This is a genomic window from Streptomyces sp. NPDC059832, assembly GCF_042731715.1.
GTDB lineage: Bacteria > Actinomycetota > Actinomycetes > Streptomycetales > Streptomycetaceae > Streptomyces.
Map to the genome: position 1 here is coordinate 48,145 of NZ_JBHWIY010000003.1, position 18,408 is coordinate 66,552.

Annotated in this window: 18 protein-coding genes; 10 read left to right on the forward strand and 8 right to left on the reverse strand. The window is 71.5% G+C overall.

Annotation, left to right across the window (positions count from 1 at the left end; all coding sequences use genetic code 11):
• Positions 1-61 precede the first annotated feature (61 nt).
• The 5 genes from ACFV8T_RS05445 to ACFV8T_RS05465 all read right to left on the reverse strand — a co-directional run bounded on the left by ACFV8T_RS05445 (position 62) and on the right by ACFV8T_RS05465 (position 6,881).
• Complete coding sequence (locus tag ACFV8T_RS05445) at positions 62-2,506, reverse strand: hypothetical protein (protein WP_385324885.1); 2,445 nt, start codon at positions 2,504-2,506, stop codon at positions 62-64.
• Positions 2,503-4,206, reverse strand: coding sequence for a phosphate ABC transporter substrate-binding protein PstS (locus ACFV8T_RS05450; protein ID WP_385324888.1), 1,704 nt, complete (start codon positions 4,204-4,206; stop codon positions 2,503-2,505). The genes ACFV8T_RS05445 and ACFV8T_RS05450 overlap by 4 nt, the downstream gene beginning before the upstream one ends.
• Positions 4,207-4,209: 3 nt before the next feature.
• Positions 4,210-5,421, reverse strand: coding sequence for a phosphate ABC transporter permease PstA (pstA, locus tag ACFV8T_RS05455; protein WP_385324890.1), 1,212 nt, complete (start codon positions 5,419-5,421; stop codon positions 4,210-4,212).
• A gap of 13 nt (positions 5,422-5,434) precedes the next feature.
• Complete coding sequence (gene pstC / locus ACFV8T_RS05460; protein WP_385324893.1) at positions 5,435-6,439, reverse strand: phosphate ABC transporter permease subunit PstC; 1,005 nt, start codon at positions 6,437-6,439, stop codon at positions 5,435-5,437.
• A gap of 61 nt (positions 6,440-6,500) precedes the next feature.
• Complete coding sequence (locus ACFV8T_RS05465; protein ID WP_385324896.1) at positions 6,501-6,881, reverse strand: hypothetical protein; 381 nt, start codon at positions 6,879-6,881, stop codon at positions 6,501-6,503.
• A gap of 210 nt (positions 6,882-7,091) precedes the next feature.
• Between ACFV8T_RS05465 and ACFV8T_RS05470 the strand changes: the two genes are divergently transcribed.
• Entirely contained in the window at positions 7,092-7,895 is an 804-nt protein-coding gene (locus ACFV8T_RS05470) for a hypothetical protein (RefSeq protein WP_385324898.1), read from the forward strand.
• A gap of 84 nt (positions 7,896-7,979) precedes the next feature.
• On the opposite strand, the gene ACFV8T_RS05475 is transcribed toward ACFV8T_RS05470, so the two are convergent.
• Positions 7,980-8,639, reverse strand: a complete 660-nt coding sequence (locus ACFV8T_RS05475) for a PH domain-containing protein (protein WP_385324901.1) — start codon at positions 8,637-8,639, stop codon at positions 7,980-7,982.
• Positions 8,640-8,798: 159 nt separating this feature from the next.
• On the opposite strand from ACFV8T_RS05475, the gene deoC reads away from it, so the two are divergent.
• Genes deoC through ACFV8T_RS05490 form a run of 3 tightly spaced genes read left to right on the forward strand, consistent with a single transcriptional unit; the run spans position 8,799 to position 12,095 of the window.
• The gene (gene deoC, locus ACFV8T_RS05480) at positions 8,799-9,761 is read left to right on the forward strand and encodes a deoxyribose-phosphate aldolase (protein ID WP_385325539.1); all 963 of its coding nucleotides are present in this window, start codon (positions 8,799-8,801) and stop codon (positions 9,759-9,761) included.
• Between the two features lie 5 nt (positions 9,762-9,766).
• On the forward strand, positions 9,767-11,206 hold the full coding sequence (locus ACFV8T_RS05485; protein WP_385324904.1) for an aldehyde dehydrogenase family protein: 1,440 nt from the start codon (positions 9,767-9,769) through the stop codon (positions 11,204-11,206).
• Complete coding sequence (locus ACFV8T_RS05490; protein ID WP_385324907.1) at positions 11,196-12,095, forward strand: aldehyde dehydrogenase family protein; 900 nt, start codon at positions 11,196-11,198, stop codon at positions 12,093-12,095. The genes ACFV8T_RS05485 and ACFV8T_RS05490 overlap by 11 nt, the downstream gene beginning before the upstream one ends.
• A 73-nt stretch (positions 12,096-12,168) precedes the next feature.
• Here the strand turns inward: ACFV8T_RS05490 and ACFV8T_RS05495 are convergent, their stop codons facing one another.
• Positions 12,169-12,588 carry a hypothetical protein gene (locus ACFV8T_RS05495; protein ID WP_385324909.1) on the reverse strand — a complete coding sequence of 140 codons (420 nt, stop codon included), beginning with the start codon at positions 12,586-12,588 and terminating at the stop codon, positions 12,169-12,171.
• A gap of 63 nt (positions 12,589-12,651) precedes the next feature.
• Here ACFV8T_RS05495 and ACFV8T_RS05500 point away from each other — a divergent pair, with 63 nt between their 5' ends.
• Positions 12,652-13,359, forward strand: coding sequence for a uridine kinase (locus tag ACFV8T_RS05500; protein ID WP_385324910.1), 708 nt, complete (start codon positions 12,652-12,654; stop codon positions 13,357-13,359).
• 165 nt (positions 13,360-13,524) lie between these two features.
• Here ACFV8T_RS05500 and ACFV8T_RS05505 read toward each other — a convergent pair whose 3' ends face one another.
• Positions 13,525-14,286 carry a SigE family RNA polymerase sigma factor gene (locus ACFV8T_RS05505; protein ID WP_385324913.1) on the reverse strand — a complete coding sequence of 254 codons (762 nt, stop codon included), beginning with the start codon at positions 14,284-14,286 and terminating at the stop codon, positions 13,525-13,527.
• A gap of 192 nt (positions 14,287-14,478) precedes the next feature.
• On the opposite strand from ACFV8T_RS05505, the gene afsQ1 reads away from it, so the two are divergent.
• From afsQ1 to ACFV8T_RS05530, 5 genes are all read left to right on the forward strand, one after another.
• On the forward strand, positions 14,479-15,156 hold the full coding sequence (gene afsQ1 / locus ACFV8T_RS05510) for a two-component system response regulator AfsQ1 (RefSeq protein ID WP_206433404.1): 678 nt from the start codon (positions 14,479-14,481) through the stop codon (positions 15,154-15,156).
• The gene (locus tag ACFV8T_RS05515; RefSeq protein ID WP_385324916.1) at positions 15,153-16,691 is read left to right on the forward strand and encodes an ATP-binding protein; all 1,539 of its coding nucleotides are present in this window, start codon (positions 15,153-15,155) and stop codon (positions 16,689-16,691) included. Before afsQ1 ends, ACFV8T_RS05515 begins: the two co-directional genes overlap by 4 nt.
• On the forward strand, positions 16,691-17,308 hold the full coding sequence (locus tag ACFV8T_RS05520; protein WP_385324919.1) for a GerMN domain-containing protein: 618 nt from the start codon (positions 16,691-16,693) through the stop codon (positions 17,306-17,308). The genes ACFV8T_RS05515 and ACFV8T_RS05520 overlap by 1 nt, the downstream gene beginning before the upstream one ends.
• A 144-nt stretch (positions 17,309-17,452) precedes the next feature.
• Positions 17,453-18,001, forward strand: coding sequence for a VanZ family protein (locus tag ACFV8T_RS05525; RefSeq protein ID WP_385324921.1), 549 nt, complete (start codon positions 17,453-17,455; stop codon positions 17,999-18,001).
• A 93-nt stretch (positions 18,002-18,094) separates the two neighbouring features.
• Positions 18,095-18,298 carry a PspC domain-containing protein gene (locus tag ACFV8T_RS05530; RefSeq protein WP_385324922.1) on the forward strand — a complete coding sequence of 68 codons (204 nt, stop codon included), beginning with the start codon at positions 18,095-18,097 and terminating at the stop codon, positions 18,296-18,298.
• The last annotated feature ends 110 nt before the right edge of the window (positions 18,299-18,408 follow it).

An 18,408-nucleotide genomic window follows, 5' to 3' on the forward strand; every position in this document is an offset into this window, starting at 1 on the left:
GCCACCAACGGTGACGGTTGATCAGGTTACGAAATGCTTTACGAGGTGACACCTGGAGAACTCAGCCGGCCCGGAAGGATTTCCGTACGGAAAGGCGGAGCAGAACGGGTCCGGAAAGGCCCGCGATTCCGCCCGCGAGCAGCACTCCGATCAGCACCCAGCGGACGATTCCGAGGGCCGTGGAGGGGGTCAGGCCGCCGGACTCGGCGACGTTCTGCTGCTCGGCGCCGCCGGGGTCCGCCTTGTGCGCCGGCGTATCGCCCGGGTCGGGGTTCGCGTCGCCCCCGCCGGCCCCGCCCGCACCGCCACCGGCGCCGCCCGGTCCGCCGCCCGCTCCCCCGGGCCCGCCGCCGGACGCTCCGGAGCCGCCGGGGCCCGCCGGTCCGCCCGCCCCGGAACTCCCGGCCGCGGTCTTCGGGTGTTCCAGCCGGTCCGCGGCGGCGAGCGCCCGGGTGCGGAGGGCGGCGGGCAGCGGCGCGTATCCGGGCGGCAGCTGTCCGGCGGCGGCGCCCGGGGTCTGCCCGGACCGCGCCGCGTAACGGATCAGCCCGGCGAAGTCCTTGCGCTCGGCCGCCGGGGTGCCGGTGTAGGCGCCCGCGTAGACGACGGAGGCGAGGGGGTAGGCCCGGCCCCTGGCGCCGCCCGGGTTCGGGGCGAGCACGCCCGGCTCGGCCGAGTCCTTCATGGCGGCGGCTCCGGCGAGCAGCGAGGCGGGCGTGGGGGCGACGAAGGTGCCGTCGGCGTTGCGCAGGGACGCGGTCTGGAGTCCGTAGCGGGCCGCGGAGGCGGCGTCGACGATCGCGAGCACCATGCGCTGTCCGGCCAGCGGGGGCGTGTTGACCAGCTTGGCCGGTGCGCCGTTGCCCCCGGCGGCCGCGGTGGTCGTGGCTCCGTTGTTGCCCCGGCGGGTGCGCAGCGCGCCCTCGTGCATGTCCTGGACGTACGGGGCGATCTCGGTGGTCCCGTACTCCAGGGACTCCTCGCCGACGGTGACGGTGGTGCGGGTCGGATCCGCCTTGGGGTAGTCGTTCACGCTCGTGTCGGTGTCCAGGTGCAGCTCCTCGAAGTACGGGTTGACCTTCGTGCCCCAGGGGTCGGGAGTGCCGGCCAGGAATTCCCGTGCCTCGGTGTCGGACCGCAGCCACTTCCACAGCATTTCGGTGGTGTCGGAACTCTCCAGCTGCACCATGATGCTCGACGGCGAAAGATAGGGAACCCAGTCCTTGAACGCCGGATTGAGCTTCTTGAATTCTTCGTCGTGGAAGAGGCTGAGCGGATTGTCCTTGATGTGTTCGGGGGCGGCCTTGATCCTGCTGACCACGTCCTTCTGGTACGACGAGGTGAGCATCTTGGCGAGCAGTCTCGGGGTGAGTCTCATCGAGGTGAGCTGCCCGGAGCCCGGCATTTCGACGAAGAAGCCGACGACCAGTCCGCTCACCGCCACCGGCGCGTGCACCGCGCTTCCGCCCGCCCCCTCCCCCGCCGGGAGCAGCGGGTCGACGGTGAAGGCGAGGTGCGGGGAGCCCGGCGTGGGCCTGGCGAGGGTCTCCCGTGCGCCTGCCTCGCCGCTCTGGCTGAAGGCGAACTTCGCGCTGCCCGCACCCGCGCAGAGGGTCGACTGCCATGAGCTGATCGCCTCGGTGACGAGCTCCGACCCGGTCACCCGGCGCTCCGCCCGGTCGGCCGGACAGGTGTTGCCCACCGGCTGGAAGTGCAGCGGCACCACGAGGCGCTGGGCCCAGTTGGACGTGGTGAGGGGCGAGGTCTCCAGCCGGTGGTTCGAGCCGGTCCCGCCGTCCACGTCGTGCCCGCCGCGCGGTACGACGACGAGCCAGCAGGGACGGGTCCCGGTCCGGCCGGACTTCTTCACCGGCTCGCCGCAGCCGAGCTGCGAGGCCTCCTGCCCGGACTGCATCTGGAAGGTGAACTCGCCCGTGCCGTCCGCGTGCGTGACGGCGTAGGGCTCCTCGTTGGAGTCGATCGAGCTGAAGTAGGTCCAGTCGCGGGACCCGGCGGTCGCGGGGCCGCCGTCGGCGGGGCGGAACGGGACGTACGACTCGCCGGAGCCGTTCCCCACGTACTCCTTCTCGGCGGGGTCGGCGGCCCCCACCCCGATCTGGCGCAGCGCGGTCCAGTTGCCGCCCTGCCCGCCGCTCCCCTGGGCGCCGAACTGGCACTGCTCGCGCGAGGGCCCCCGGGGGTCGTCCCCCCAGCACTGCATGATCTGGAGGTAGTCGTAGGTGAAGCCGTCCTGCGTCGGCCTGCCGCCGGTCCAGGTGATCCGCACCCCCTGGCCGCGCAGCTGCTCGGTCTGGTGGACGGTGACCTTCAGCTTCGAGAAGTCGTCGTGCGGGCCCTTGCGGCCGGTCACCGTCACCGCCGAGCCCGTCGCCGCCTGGGCGGGGGGCGTGGTGGCGGGCAGCGGCAGCAGCGCGACCACCAGGGCGGCGAGCAGGGCCCCGATGCCGGTGGCGATGCGCCGGTGGGTGTGACGTCCGGGTGTCATCGCGGCCCTTCCTTGCGACGGCTGCGGGCGGCGAGCGCCCGCGCGGTGAGCGGTGGTCCGACGACCACGGCGACGAGCAGGACGGCGGAGAGCGCCATCAGCACGCCACGCAGCCCCGGTGAGTCGCCCGCGGCGAGGGTGACCGGGTTGCCGACGACGGAGGCGTCCCCGGTCCCGGCACCGGCCGAGCCGTCGATCCGTTCGCCGGTGTCGGGATCGACGGCGCCCGAGGCCGCACCGCCCCCCGTCCCGCCGGACGCCCCGTCCGTACCGGTGGAGCCTCCCGACGCCCCCGCGGCCCCGCCGCCGCCCGCACCGCCCGTGGAACCGGCGCCGCCGCCCGTACCGCCGGCGGTGGATCCGCCACCGGAACCGCCGCCGTTCGCACCGGCGTTCACCCGGGTCCGCTCCTTGGCGCCCGCCGTGCCGTCCGCGCACTGCGTGGTGCCGCGCTTGTCGCAGGGCTGGGGGTACGGGGCGTTCCTGGCAAGGGTGTTGGAGCCGTCGGCGGAGAAGGTGGGGTTGCGGCAGCTCTTGATGTCGACGGCGGCGGTCGGCGCGCCCGGGATCCTGCGGACCTGGGTGAATCCGGCTTCGACGAGGTTCTTGGGCAGCGGCGAGTAGCCGAGCTCCTCGGCCTGCTGCTGGCCCTCGCAGAGGAAGTAGTTGGCGAAGGCGCCGAGCGTCCTGCCCTTGGCGGCGGTGAACGGCGACTCGGCCGCGGTGGGCACGATCATGTAGCTGTAGGAGGAGAGCGGGTAGGTGCGCCGGTCGGCCGAGCGGTAGACGCCGTCCAGGATCTGGGTGAGGTAGTTCTCGGAGTTCTTGTCCTCGTTGATCCGGGCCTTCATCAGCGCCACGGCGACACTGGAGGCGGTCGGCTCGACGTAGTAGCCGGAGGCGTTGAGCACCTTCGCCACCGGGAAGTGGGTCTTGATCGCGTACGAGTACTCGACGTAGGTGATCGCGCCTTCGGCATGCCCCTGCTTGGTGTAGCCGGAGACGCCCAGCGAACCGGACTTGGCGATCGTCGAGGAGCCCGGCACGACGGGGAAGTACGAGGTCATCCCGCAGGGGGTGGAACGCCCGGCACGCCTGCAGTACGCGTCCCACAGCGCGCCGTGCTCCTTGGCCAGCCAGGTGGTCAGCTGGGCGGTCGTACCGGAGCCGTCGGAACGCACGACGGGGATGATGCGGCGGGCGGGGAGCACGAGACCGGGGTTGTCGGCCCGGATCTCGGGGGCGTTCCACATCGTGAGCGCGCCGGTGAAGATCTTGGTGATGACCTCGCCGGAGAGCCGCAGGTTGGTGACCTTCCGGCCGCCGATCCGCAGGTTGTACATGAAGGCCGTGCCGCCGGCCACGATCGGCATGTACGCGTATCCGCGCTTCGGCGGCGCGTCCCGCATGCCGGACTCGGTCAGTCCGTACGGGATCTCGGAGACGGCGAAGTCCGCCGTGCCGTTCTTGAACTGCTCACGTCCCACCGAGGAACCGACCGGCGAGTAGTTGACCGTCATGCCGCTGTTGGCGGCGACGTTGCGGCGCCACTGGTCGAGCGCGTTGGAGCTCCAGGTGGAGCCCCCGCCGCTGATCTTCGTGTACGAGGCGGCCTGGGCGGTCGTCGGGTGCAGGGCGAGCAGCGCGCACACCAGTGCCGCCACCGCCATGGTCAGTCGGGAGACGGTTGCCGGTCTCACTGGTCACTCACTCCTCGTATCCATGGGTGTTTCGCGGGGCGCGGGCCGCCCGGACCGGGCGGCGAACCGTTCGGCGTCACGCCGCGACGCCTGGACCCGACGGTGTTCCTGACGCCTGGTCAGCTGCCCCGGTCCCCGGCCGCCGATGACACGGGCGACGACGAACAGCACGAGCACCAGCGCCATCAGGACGGCCGCCGTACCGAAACCGCGGGCGATCATCGTGGGCTCGGGCGACTTGACGAACTCGAAGGTGGCGAGCGGCAGCGAGACCTGCGGCCCCGACAGCGGATCGCCGTTGATCTCGGCGGTGAATCCGGCGGTCAGCAGCACGGGCGAGGTCTCGCCGATCCCGCGCGCGGTGCCGAGGATGACGGAGGTGGTCAGCCCGGACCGCGCGGTCGGCAGCACCACGTGCCGGACGGTGCGCCAGCGCGAGGTGCCCAGCGCGTACGAGGCCTCCCGCAGCGTCCCCGGCACCAGCCGGATCACCACGTCCGCCGCCCTGATGATGATCGGCAGCATCATCACGGCGAGCGCGAGGGAGGCGGCGAGGCCGGACCGGTCGAAGCCGAGGGCGAGGATCACCGTCGCGTAGACGAACAGGCCCGCGACGATCGACGGCAGCGCGGTCATCGCCTCGACGACGGTCCGCACGAACCGGGCGAAGCGTCCCGGCACCTCGTTGAGGAAGACCGCGCAGACCATGCCGGTGGGCACGGTCAGGGCGAGCGCGACGGTGATCTGCTCCAGCGTGCCGAGGATCGCGTGCAGGATGCCGCCGGCCGAGAGCGGGTCCAACGGGCCCGCCTCGGCCATGTCCTGGGTGAAGAAGTTCAGGTGCGGCAGCGCCTTGCGGCCCTCCCACAGGGTGAAGACGACGACGAAGCCGAGCGCGACGACCATGACCAGGCCGAGGCTCTGCACGACGACGGCGGCCAGCCGGTCCCGTACCGCGGGGCCGTTCTCGTCGAAGGAGACCAGCAGTCCGTACAGGGCGAGGAACAGCCCGTACGCGACGGCCAGGAAGCCGACGGTCCCGCTGAACGGCAGCAGCCGGGCGAACAGCAGCCAGGTGATCGACAGAGCGGCTGCCGCGGCGCCGAGCAGCGCGTACACGTCGGTGGCGCGCAGCAGGCCGAGGGACCGCCGCCGCTCCCCCACGGGCGCGGCCCGTTCCGCGGTGGTGACGGGCCTCTCGGGTGCGATGGTCATCTGCTGGGTCCCCTCACTCACTCGCCGCGCCGGACCGGCTGCGGGCGACGATCGACGACGCCGCGAAGTTGACGACGAGCGTCATCAGGAAGAGCGCGAGGCCCGCGGCCATCAGCGCCGACATGCCGAATTCGCTGGCCTCGCCGTAGCGCAGGGCGATCAGCGCGGCAACCGAACTGGCCCCGCTCTGCACCACGTGCCACTGGATCTCGAAGACCGGCGAGATGATCAGGTAGACCCCGATGGTCTCGCCCAGCGCCCGGCCCAGACCGAGCATGGTGCCGCCGATCATGCCGCCCTTGCCGAACGGCAGGACGACGCTGCGGATCATGCCCCAGCGGGTGGCCCCCAGCGCGTATGCGCCCTCGCGCTCGCCGACCGGCGCCTGCGAGAACACCTCGCGCATCACCGAGCAGGCGATCGGCGCGACCATCAGTGCCACGACGACCCCCGCGACCAGCGTGGAGGAGGTGTACACGCTCTCCGGGGCGAGCGGGTCGGACGGGTCGGCGCCGTCCACCCGCAAGAGCGGGATCCAGCCCAGGTAGGTCGCGATCCACCGGGCGGTGGGGAGGATCTTCCCCTCGAAGAAGAACAGCCCCCACAGCCCGTAGACGACCGACGGCACGGCCGCCATCAGGTCGACGACGCTGATCAGCGTGCGGCGCAGCCGGGGCGGCGCGTACTCGGAGATGTACAGCGCCCCGCCGACCGCCAGCGGTACGGCGACGGCGACGGCCACCAGCGCGATGAGCACCGTCCCGACCAGCACGGCGGCGATCCCGAAGCGGCCGGCGTCCGGCTCCCACGCCTCGGTCGTCAGGAACGACCAGCCCGCCCGGGACAGCGCCTGCCAGGCCCGGTAGAGCAGGAATCCGCCGACCAGCAGCATGACCGCGAGCACCAGCCCGCCGCCGCCGCGGGCCACGCCCCTGAACACGCGGTCGGGCAGCCCCGGATCCGCGTACAGCCGCCGCGGCGCGTCCTGCGCCGCGGTCCCACTCGTATCTCTCGTCACGCGGTCGACGCTGCTGCCGCGTCATGGACATGCACGCTCCGAGATGTGAATGAGGTGTGCCCTAAAGGCAACTTCCGGTGACGCCCCCCATCTCGGCGAGCAGCGCGCGGAACCGTTCGTACGCGGCCCGGCACGTCGAATGCCGTTCGTAGGCCCGCGCCGAGACGGCGGTGGCCCGTCCGCCCCGGTCCCGGAGTAACCACATCCAGCCGTTGCCCCCGGGCGTGTGCTGCACGCCGCCCGTCAGATCCTGCTGCCGCGCGCACAACTCCTCGAAGGCGGACCGGCATTCGCCGTACTCGCCGTACGAGCCCGCGGAGACCGCGACCACGCGTCCGTTCTGCGCGACCATCCGCCAGCCGTATCCGCCGTCCGGGTCGATGTCTATCCGGCAGCGCGCGCCAGTGGCGTCCGCTCTGCCGGAACCGCCGTCGTCCGTCATCTCGTCCCACCCCCCGCCGCCCGCTTCGGAAGTCGGGCGGCACGCGCAATGTATGGAGGCGGGCATGACCGCCGGGACCGGAAACCGCCGCAGCGGTCGGCTTTCACCCGGAAGTTGCCCCTCGTGCGCCCGGCATACACGGAGGTGTTCCGCCCGGTACCGGGCCGGTAGTCTGCGGCGACTCGCATACCTACCAGTGAGAGGCCGTGCATGCGCACAGGCAGAACCGGCACCGTGGCCGCCCTCGCGGGAGCGCTCGCCCTTGCGGCGTTCACCGCACCGGTCGCGGAAGCCGCCGACACCGGGATCACGGTGTCGAAGATGGTCGTGAACTCGGGCAGGCCCATCGTCGTGGGCACCACCGACGAGAAGCTCCCGAGTGTCCGCTTCCACGTCACCTGGCCCGCGGGCCACTCGCTCTCCGACGTGGAAGCCGGTCCCTACCTCTACCACGACACCACGGCGAGCAAGGGTGCCGACCACGGCGGCATCTATGTGAGCAGCATGACCTGTTACGAGGACGGCTCGCGCGCCGCCGACTGCAAGGGCGAGCTGTACATCGAGCCGCGCTACACCCTGGACTCGAACAACGACGCGACGACCTGGAAGGTCGGCGCGGCCGCACGCATCTGGGGCTCGAACGGCCAGCCGAAGAGCCAGGAGTACCTGCCCGCCCTCGGCACGGTGCGGGTCAAGCGGGCGGCGAGGGCGACCGTCGACGCCTCGCCCGAGCCGGTGGCCAAGGGGAAGACGCTCACCGTGACCGGCCGGCTCACGCGCGCCGACTGGGTGAAGCACTCCTACACCGGTTACGGCGGCAAGTCGGCGAAGCTGCAGTTCCGCAAGGCGGGCACCAGCACCTACTCCACGGTCAAGATCGTCAAGGCCAACTCCTCGGGCGCCCTGAGAACCACGGTCAAGGCGTCCACGGACGGCTACTGGCGCTGGACCTTCAGCGAGATGTCCACGACGGGCGGCGCGACCGCCGCCGGCGACTACGTCGACGTCAAGTAGGACCCCGGGCATGAGTGAAGCCCGCACCGGCACGGTGCGGGCTTCATCGGATCAGGCTCCTGCACTCGCCCTCCCCGACCGGCCTCAGCCGGCCGCGAACAGCACCACCAGCAGCACCGCGCCCACCACCGCCGGCGCGATCACCTCGTACGCCCAGCGCACCGCCACGGACGGCGCCGTGGAGTCCGTGGCCGCCGGGGCGGCACCCGGGCCCGTCTTCGCCCGCTCCACCAACTCGCGCAGGTCGGCCATGCTCTGGTCGGCCGACGCCATCCGGGCCTTGGTGTCGCGGACATCGGCGTGCACGGACGTGCGGTCGTACGGGTCGTCGAGCGAGCGCCGGGACTGCTGCCGGGCCGCCTTCTTCCGCTGCCGCAGCGAGACCGGCACCGCCCACAGCTGGTACTTGGCGCCGCCCTCGGTGAACAGCTCGCTCGAATACCCGGCCCGCAGATCGGCGACCTCGGTCCACGGCATGGTGATCGTCCGGAACGGGTTGCGGATCCGGATGCGCCGCTCGTTGGCGAGCACGACGGGCCGCAGCGTGAACGCGACGACCAGCGGCACCGCGGTCAGTATCCCCGCCACCGCCAGCCACCGCACCCGGCCGTCCCCCCGGATCAGGGCGTCCCCCCCGATCCAGCAGATGAGCAGAAGCAGCAGGACGCCCCCGACGATCCCGGCGGGCGAGCGGAAGGTCCGGTCGGCGTAGACCGGCTCGGCGGGTGGTGTGGGGCTCGTCATGGGCCCGATTCTGCCTGACGGGCGCAAGGGGCGCCGGGGCGGCCGCCCCGGTACCGCGGCGCACGATGCGGAGGCGTCCGCCCCGGCACCGCGCCGCACGCGGAGAACCGATCCCCCTGTACAGGTCGCTACGCGCGTAGATATGCTCCTCTGGTGACCATGCCCACCACAGCTCCCGCATTCTCCGACGCGACCGCGTCCGACAGTGCGCTGCGCCGCTTCCTGCACGGGCTGCCCGGCGTCGACGCCGTCGGCCTCGAAGCGCGCGCCGCGTCCCTCGGAACCCGTTCGATCAAGACGACGGCCAAGGCCTACGCCATCGATCTGGCCATCTCGATGATCGACCTGACGACGCTGGAAGGCGCGGACACCCCGGGCAAGGTCCGGGCCCTCGCCGCCAAGGCCGTCCATCCCGACCCGACCGACCGCACGACCCCGCACACCGCGGCGGTCTGCGTCTACCCCGACATGGCGGCGACCGCCGTCGCCGCGCTGGCCGGTTCCGGAGTGAAGGTGGCGTCGGTGGCGACGGCCTTCCCCGCCGGCCGCGCCGCGCTCGACGTGAAGCTCGCGGACGTCCGCGACGCCGTGGCCGCCGGGGCCGACGAGATCGACATGGTGATCGACCGGGGAGCCTTCCTCTCCGGCCGCTACCTGAAGGTGTACGAGGAGATCCTCGCCGTGAAGGCGGAGTGCGCGCGGGCCGACGGCACCGACGCCCGCCTGAAGGTGATCTTCGAGACGGGCGAGCTGTCCACGTACGACAACATCCGCCGCGCCTCCTGGCTCGGCATGCTGGCGGGCGCCGACTTCATCAAGACGTCGACCGGCAAGGTCGCGACGAACGCCACGCCCGCGAACACCCTGCTGATGCTGGAGGCCGTGCGCGACTTCCGCGCGCAGACCGGTGTGCAGATCGGCGTGAAGCCGGCCGGCGGCATCCGTACGTCCAAGGACGCGGTCAAGTTCCTGGTGCTGGTGAACGAGACCGCGGGCGAGGACTGGCTGGACAACCACTGGTTCCGGTTCGGCGCCTCCAGCCTGCTGAACGACCTGCTGATGCAGCGCCAGAAGCTCAGCACCGGCCGTTACTCCGGCCCCGATTACGTGACGGTGGACTGATCCCCATGGCATCTGCATTCGAGTACGCCCCCGCCCCCGAGTCGCGCTCGGTCGTCGACATCGCGCCCTCGTACGGGCTGTTCATCGACGGCGAGTTCACCGAGGCGGCCGACGGCAAGGTCTTCAAGACCGTCTCGCCGAGCAGCGAAGAGGTGCTCTCCGAGGTCGCGCAGGCCGGTGCGGCCGACGTCGACCGGGCCGTGAAGGCGGCCCGCAAGGCGTTCGAGAAGTGGTCGGCGCTGCCCGGCTCCGAGCGCGCCAAGTACCTCTTCCGGATCGCCCGGATCATCCAGGAGCGCAGCCGCGAGCTCGCCGTCCTCGAAACCCTCGACAACGGCAAGCCGATCAGGGAGACCCGCGACGCGGACCTCCCCCTGGTCGCCGCGCACTTCTTCTACTACGCGGGCTGGGCCGACAAGCTGGACCACGCCGGCTACGGCGCGAACCCGCGCCCCCTCGGCGTCGCGGGCCAGGTCATCCCGTGGAACTTCCCGCTGCTCATGCTCGCGTGGAAGATCGCCCCGGCGCTCGCCACCGGCAACACGGTGGTCCTCAAGCCCGCCGAGACGACCCCGCTCTCCGCGCTGTTCTTCGCGGACATCTGCCGTCAGGCGGGCCTGCCCAAGGGTGTCGTGAACATCCTCACCGGGTACGGAGACGCGGGCGCCGCCCTCGTCGAGCACGAGGACGTCAACAAGGTCGCCTTCACCGGCTCGACCGCGGTCGGCAAGGCCATCGCCCGCCAGATCGCCGGTACGGACAAGAGGGTCACCCTCGAACTGGGCGGCAAGGGCGCCAACATCGTCTTCGACGACGCCCCGATCGACCAGGCCGTCGAGGGGATCGTCACCGGCATCTTCTTCAACCAGGGCCAGGTCTGCTGCGCGGGCTCGCGGCTCCTCGTCCAGGAGTCGATCGAGGACGAACTGCTGGACGCGCTGAAGCGCCGGCTGTCCACGCTCCGGCTCGGCGACCCGCTGGACAAGAACACCGACATCGGCGCGATCAACTCCGCGGAGCAGCTCGCCCGGATCACCGCACTCGTCGGGACGGGCGAGGCGGAGGGCGCCGAACGCTGGTCCGCCCCCTGCGAACTCCCCTCCGCCGGTTACTGGTTCGCCCCGACGCTGTTCACCAACGTCACCCAGGCGCACACCATCGCCCGCGACGAGATCTTCGGCCCGGTGCTGTCGGTGCTGTCGTTCCGCACGCCCGACGAGGCGGTCGCCAAGGCCAACAACAGCCAGTACGGCCTCTCGGCCGGCATCTGGACGGAGAAGGGCTCCCGCATCCTCGCGGTGGCGAACAAGCTCCGGGCGGGCGTCGTCTGGGCCAACACGTTCAACAAGTTCGACCCGACCTCGCCCTTCGGCGGCTACAAGGAGTCGGGCTTCGGCCGCGAAGGCGGCCGTCACGGCCTGGAGGCGTACCTCGATGTCCGATAACCGTCTGAGCGTCTTCAAGACCTACAAGCTGTACGTCGGGGGCAAGTTCCCCCGCTCCGAGAGCGGCCGGGTGTACGAGGTGACGGACTCGAAGGGCAAGTGGCTGGCGAACGCCCCCCAGTCCTCCCGCAAGGACGCGCGCGACGCGGTCGTGGCCGCCCGCAAGGCGTTCGGCGGCTGGTCGGGGGCGACGGCGTACAACCGCGGCCAGATCCTCTACCGCATCGCGGAGATGCTGGAGGGCCGCAAGGACCAGTTCGTACGGGAAGTGGCGGACGCGGAGGGCCTGTCGAAGTCCAAGGCGGCGGCCGTGGTGGACGCGGCGATCGACCGCTGGGTCTGGTACGCCGGATGGACCGACAAGATCGGCCAGGTCGTGGGCGGGGCGAACCCGGTCGCGGGCCCGTTCTTCAACCTGTCCACCCCCGAGCCGACCGGAGTGGTCACGGTCCTGGCACCCCAGGAGTCGTCGTTCCTGGGCCTGGTCTCGGTCGTCGCCCCGGTGATCGCGACCGGCAACACGGCCGTCGTCATCGCTTCGGCGGACTCCCCGCTGCCCGCGCTCTCGCTGGGTGAGGTACTGGCCACCTCCGACCTGCCGGGCGGAGTGGTGAACATCCTGTCCGGGAGGACGGCGGAGATCGCGGCGCCGCTCGCGTCCCACCAGGATGTGAACGCCATCGACCTCACGGGCGCCGATGCCGACCTGGCGAAGGAGCTGGAGATCGCGGCGGCCGACAACCTGAAGCGGGTCCTGCGCCCACAGCCTGTGGACGGAACCGTGGACTGGACGGCCGATCCGGGCACCCACCGGCTGACGGCCTTCCTGGAGACGAAGACGGTCTGGCACCCGACGGGCGCACTGGGCGTCTCGGGCTCCTCCTACTGACCGGCCCCGCGCAACAGCGGCCCGTTCCTCCGGAGCTCCGGAGGAAAGGGCCGCTCCCGGCTCGGCTCCCGGCTCAGCTGCCGTGCAGCACCTGCGCCACCGGACCGGCCAGCGGCAGGTCCTTCAGCGCACCACCGCTGGTCAGCGGGTCGGTGACGACGGCCGTGGACAGCGGCTTGAAGTCGGCGAGCTGTGTGCCCACCGTGTTGTCCAGCGGATCCGTGCCCGTGCCGGCCAGCGGGTCGAGCCGCAGATGCGTCACCGGGGCGATGCCGTTCCTGAGCGAGTGGCCGAGCGCCCCGGTCGCCGCGCCCCCGGCGGCCTCCCCGGCCTCGCCGAGGCTGCTGTCGGCGCCCACGACCGGCACGTGGGGCAGCGGCGCCGCCTGGGCCGCCGCACCCCCCGCACCGAGCGCGGCACCCACCGCGGTGACGGTCAGACCTGCCCTCAGCAGGGCGCGGCGCCGGGACCTGGAAAGTGCATGACGTGCCATGGAGTTCCCACCTGATCGAGACGATCGAGTAATCATCTGAGTGCGTAGAGTAGTTGAGGTGTGATGCTCGATACCAACACGGGCACCGGGGGATCCCCTGCGCGGGTCAATGCCTCACACTCGTGTTCTGTGAATTCCCAACCGATCCCGACCCGCGTCGTGCTGCTCGCGGGCCCTTCCGGCTCCGGCAAGTCCTCCCTCGCCGCCCGCACCGACCTTCCGGTGCTGCGCCTGGACGACTTCTACAAGGAGGGCGACGACCCCACGCTGCCGCTCGTCCCCGGCAGCACGGACATCGACTGGGACTCCGCGCAGTCCTGGGACGCCGACGCCGCGGTCGCCGCGATCACGGAGCTGTGCCGCACGGGCCGCACACACGTCCCGGTCTACGACATCACCACGAGCTCCCGGGTCGACCGGGAAGCCCTCCACATCGAGCGCACGCCGCTGTTCGTCGCCGAGGGGATCTTCGCCGCGGACATAGTCGAGCGGTGCCAGGAGCTGGGCATACTGGCGGACGCGCTGTGCCTGCGCGGCCGTCCGACGACGACATTCCGCCGCCGCCTGCTGCGGGATCTGCGCGAGGGGCGCAAGTCGGTGCCGTTCCTGCTGCGGCGCGGGTGGCGGCTGATGCGGGCGGAACGGCGGATCGTGGCACGGCAGACGGCGCTGGGCGCGCACCCGTGCGGCAAGGAAGAGGCACTGGGCCGGCTGGCCGCCGCGGCGGCCGGCCGGTGCCGCCGGGCGCCCGCGGCGCGGGGGACGGTCTAGCAGCCCTCCCGCGACCGGGGCTCCGCACGCGCACACATACGCACGCAGACACGCGAACGGGGCCGGACGGGACCCCCCGGCCCCTCCGACCCCGCAGCACTTCCCCCGTACTCCGCCGCCTCCCCCGAAGCAGCGGCCCCGTTCTCCCCCGTGTCCCCCCTCGCCTCAGGCCACCAGCTCGCCGAAGGACTCCTCCTCGTCACGGCCGAAGCTGAGGACCTCGTCCTCGCGCAGCCGGCGGAGCGACCGCCAGATGCTGGACTTCACCGTGCCGACACTGATGTCGAGGATGGCCGCGATCTCCGGATCGGTGCGGCCCTCGTAGTAACGAAGGACCAGCATCGTGCGCTGGAGTTCCGGCAGCCGCGCCAGCGCCTGCCAGAGCACGGCGCGCAGTTCCGTGCCGCGCATCGCGTCCGTGTCGCCCGCCGTCTCCGGCAGCTCCTCGGTCGGGTACTCGTTGAGCTTGCGCCTGCGCCAGGCGCTGATGTGCAGGTTCGTCATGGTGCGGCGCAGATAGCCGCCGACCGCCGCCTTGTCGCTGATCCGGTCCCACGCCCGGTACGTCGAGAAGAGGGCGCTCTGCAGCAGATCCTCGGCCTCGAACCGGTCGCCGGTCAGGTGGTAGGCGGTTGCGTACAGGGAGGCGCGGCGCTCCCGGACGTAGGCCGTGAACGCCGCTTCGGCGTCCTCGCCCTGTGCCGGGACCTTCCGCTCCCCCGTGACCTCCCCGTACGCGCTGCCCCCGTTGTTCCCCCCGTTGCCCCCCACAGGCACGTCAACCACCGTCATGTACGACGGGTGCTGACGCCCGGCGCCACGAACGCACCCCCGTCCACTCCCGGCGCCGGACTTCTCGATGCTCCGGCCGACGTCATGGAGACGCGTGACAACTGCGCTTGCGGTGATGCTGTGAGTTGCGTTCATCTCGCGCCCCCCATCGGTGGAGTCCGTCCGTTCCTTGTGCCAATGAGCTTGCCGGGGCAGTTTCATGGCCCTGTCCGCCGACTGTCACAGGCCTGTCACAGGGCCTGCCGTCCGTGCGCGGAGGGTGCGCCGGATGTATGAGTCGGCCCCAACTGTCGAACTGGGGCTCCACCATGGGTCAGAATGACCAGCGTGCCTTTCCTGTTGCTGATCGAGGACGACGACGCCATCCGCACGGCCCTCGAACTCTCGCTGTCGCGCCAGGGCCACCGTGTGGCCACTGCCGCGACGGGAGAGGACGGCCTGAAACTGCTGCGTGAGCAGCGGCCGGACCTGATCGTGCTGGATGTGATGCTGCCCGGGATCGACGGCTTCGAGGTGTGCCGGCGTATCCGGCGCACCGACCAGCTGCCGATCATTCTGCTGACCGCGCGCAGCGACGACATCGACGTCGTGGTCGGGCTGGAGTCCGGTGCCGACGACTATGTGGTGAAACCCGTGCAGGGCCGGGTGCTCGACGCCCGTATCCGCGCGGTGCTGCGTCGCGGCGAGCGCGAATCCACCGACTCCGCGTCCTTCGGGAGCGTGGTGATCGACCGTTCCGCCATGACCGTGACCAAGAACGGGGAGGATCTGCAGCTCACGCCGACCGAGCTGCGCCTCCTGCTGGAGCTGAGCCGCCGACCGGGTCAGGCCCTGTCCCGGCAGCAGCTGCTGCGGCTGGTCTGGGAGCACGACTACCTCGGTGACTCCCGGCTGGTCGACGCGTGTGTGCAGCGGCTGCGGGCCAAGGTGGAGGACGTGCCGTCCTCGCCGACGCTGATCCGTACCGTCCGGGGTGTGGGCTACCGACTGGACTCGCCTCAGTGAGCGATGCCGTCAAACGGAGCCTGCTCACCGGGCTTCGCTGGACCAGTCTGCGGCTGCGTCTCGTCGTGGTGTTCGCGCTGGTGGCGCTGACCGCCGCGGTGTCCGCCTCGGGGATCGCGTACTGGCTGAACCGCGAGGCCGTGCTGACCCGTACCCAGGACTCCGCGCTCGGGGACTTCCGCCAGGAGATGCAGGGCCGGGCCGCCTCGCTGCCGCTCCATCCCACCAGGGACGACCTGCAGAACGCCGCGGTGCAGATGGCGAGCAGCTCGCCCGGCTACAGCGTGCTGCTGGTCGACGAGCGCGACACCGGCAAGCCGATCGTCGGCAACTCCGACCTGGACACCTTCACGCTCGACAACGTGCCGCTGTCGCTGCAGAAGGCGGTCAACAAGAAGCAGCCGCTGGAGGCGGGCAACAAGTACGAGTACCACCTGTTCTGGCAGCGGACCAGTATCCGCGGCACGCCGTACCTGGTGGGCGGTACGAAGATCATCGGCGGTGGCCCGACCGGCTACATGCTGAAGTCGCTCGACCAGGAACGGCAGGATCTCAACTCCCTCGCCTGGTCCCTGGGGATCGCCACCGGGCTCGCGCTGATCGGCTCGGCCCTGCTCGCACAGGCCGCGGCGACGACCGTGCTGCGGCCCGTTCAGCGGCTCGGCGACGCGGCCCGCAAGCTCGGCGAGGGCAAGCTCGACACCCGGCTCGTGGTGTCCGGCACGGATGAACTGGCCGATCTCTCCCGTACGTTCAACAGGACCGCGAATTCGCTGGAGAAGCGGGTCGCGGACATGAGCGCCCGGGACGAGGCGAGCCGGCGGTTCGTCGCCGACATGTCGCACGAGCTGCGTACCCCGCTCACCGCGCTGACCGCCGTCACCGAGGTGCTGGAGGACGAGGCGGACAGCCTCGACCCGATGATCGCGCCGGCGGTACGCCTGGTGGTGAGCGAGACCCGGCGCCTCAACGACCTGGTGGAGAACCTGATGGAGGTCACCCGCTTCGACGCGGGTACGGCCCGGCTCGTCCTCGACACCGTCGACGTCGCCGACCAGGTCACCGCCTGCATCGATGCCCGTGCCTGGCTGGACGCGGTGGACCTGGACGCCGAACGCGGCATGATGGTCCGCCTCGACCCGCGCCGGCTCGATGTGATCCTGGCGAATCTGATCGGCAACGCGCTCAAGCACGGCGGTTCGCCGGTACGGGTCGCGGTGCGGACCGAGGGCGACCAGCTCGTCATCGAGGTGCGCGACCACGGTCCGGGCATCCCCGAGGACGTGCTGCCGCATGTCTTCGACCGGTTCTACAAGGCCAGCGCCTCGCGCCCGCGTTCCGAGGGCAGCGGTCTCGGCCTGTCGATCGCCATGGAGAACGCGCACATCCACGGCGGTGACATCACGGCCGCGAACTCGCCGGACGGCGACGGCGCGGTGTTCGTGCTGCGGCTGCCGCGCGATGCCGAGCAGCTCACCCGTTCCGACGGCGGGCACGACCCCGGGGACCGGGACGAGGAGGGCGAGGCCACGTGATGGGCAGCGACAACCGCCGGGCGCGCCGTTCGGCCCTGGCGCTGGCCGGTGCCGTGGCCGGGGCGGTACTGGCCGCGGGCTGCGGGATCAGGTCCACCTCGGTGCCGGTGGACGCCGGGGCCGCGCCGTCCCAGGTGCCGTGCACGATGTCCGCTGAGGACATCACGACGCAGGCCCTCAAGGGCATACCCGTACAGATCTACCTGGTCTGCTCCTCGCAGCTGGTCACGGTGGACCGTACGGTGCAGGTCGACGGGACCGGCTCGGACCGTGTCCCGGTGGCGCAGGCGCTCCTGGACGAACTGCGGCAGAAGCCGCCCGCCGAGGAACGGCGGGCCGGGTACTCCACGGCCGTCCCGGAGAACCTGCGGGTCGGCGCGGCCCGCACCGGCGACCGGCAGGGCACGCTGCGGCTCAGCGAGCAGCCGGAGGACCTGCGGTCCGAGGCGCTGGCGCAGATCGTGTGCACGTACGCGGAGAGCGACACGCTCGCCCCGAACGGCACGGTGGTGCTGGGCGGGCCGGGGAACTACGCGCCGCGCGGCTATCTGTGCACCTCGGAGATGAAGGCGCGGCCCAAGGTGGTCCCGACGCCGGGGGCGGGCAAGGGGGCCTGAGCGGGGCGCACGGGGTGTCCGGCGGCCGGTTCTCCGGCCTCGGGCGGCCCGGGGCGGCCGGGCCCGGATCCGTGCTCCCGCGCCGGACGGGCCGGATTCCGGGTCGGCGGAACCGATCCTGCCGTTCGTGGCGTCTTGGGGGACGTGCGTCAAGGTTCGGACGGTCAAGCCGTCATCCGCTTCCGCGCGGCCGGGGTTTCTCTCCTCCTCGCGCATCTGCTGCTTGTCGGGTGGCTGACCCTGCGCCCCCTCGACGTGCCCTGGACGACCGCCTCGAATCTTCATCCGCTCGCCGGTATCCGAGCCGACCTGTCCCTCGGCCCGGTCGAGGCCGCCCGCCGGATCGGTGAGGGCCTGCTGCTGCTCGCCCCGCTGGGCGTACTGCTGCCGATGGCCGGGGGCCGGCTCGCCGTCTCCCCGTGGGCCTCGCTGGCCCGTACCGTCGCGGCGGGGGCGCTGATCTCCACGACCATCGAACTGGCCCAGACCGGGGTGCCCGGACAGGTCGTCGACGTCGACTCGCTGCTGCTGAACACGACCGGCGTGGCGCTCGCCCACCTGCTCGTCGTACCCATGTGCCGGGCCCGGCTGCGCCGCAGGAAGCAGGAGCGCGTCAGGGTGGCCCCCCGCCCCAGGGACGAGCCGGGCCAGGGTGCGACCCCGACGATTCCCAGGGTCGGGATCGCCCCGTAGAGCGACGCTTTGCCCCCCTTCGCCGGGCCACCATGGAGCCATCGGGAGCACGAGGAGCTGCTCCCTCAGCAACGGTTCGCGAAGGAGCCCACCATGGCCGCACTTGCCCGCCCCCGTGACGGACGCATGATCGGCGGAGTGTGCGCAGCGCTGGCACGGCGCTTCGGCACCTCCGCGGGAACCATGCGCCTCATCTTCCTGGTCTCCTGCCTGCTGCCGGGGCCGCAGTTCCTGCTCTACCTGGTGCTGTGGGTGCTGTTCCCGTCCGAGAAGACGTCGTCGGCCACCGCCTGGTGACCCTCGTACGTACACGCCTGTGGGGGGGGGAACCAGTCCTGGTGTTCCCCCCACAAGGGTGGGCGGGGGGTCGAAGCCAAGAGAGAGAAGGTTTTTCCACCAGGCTATTT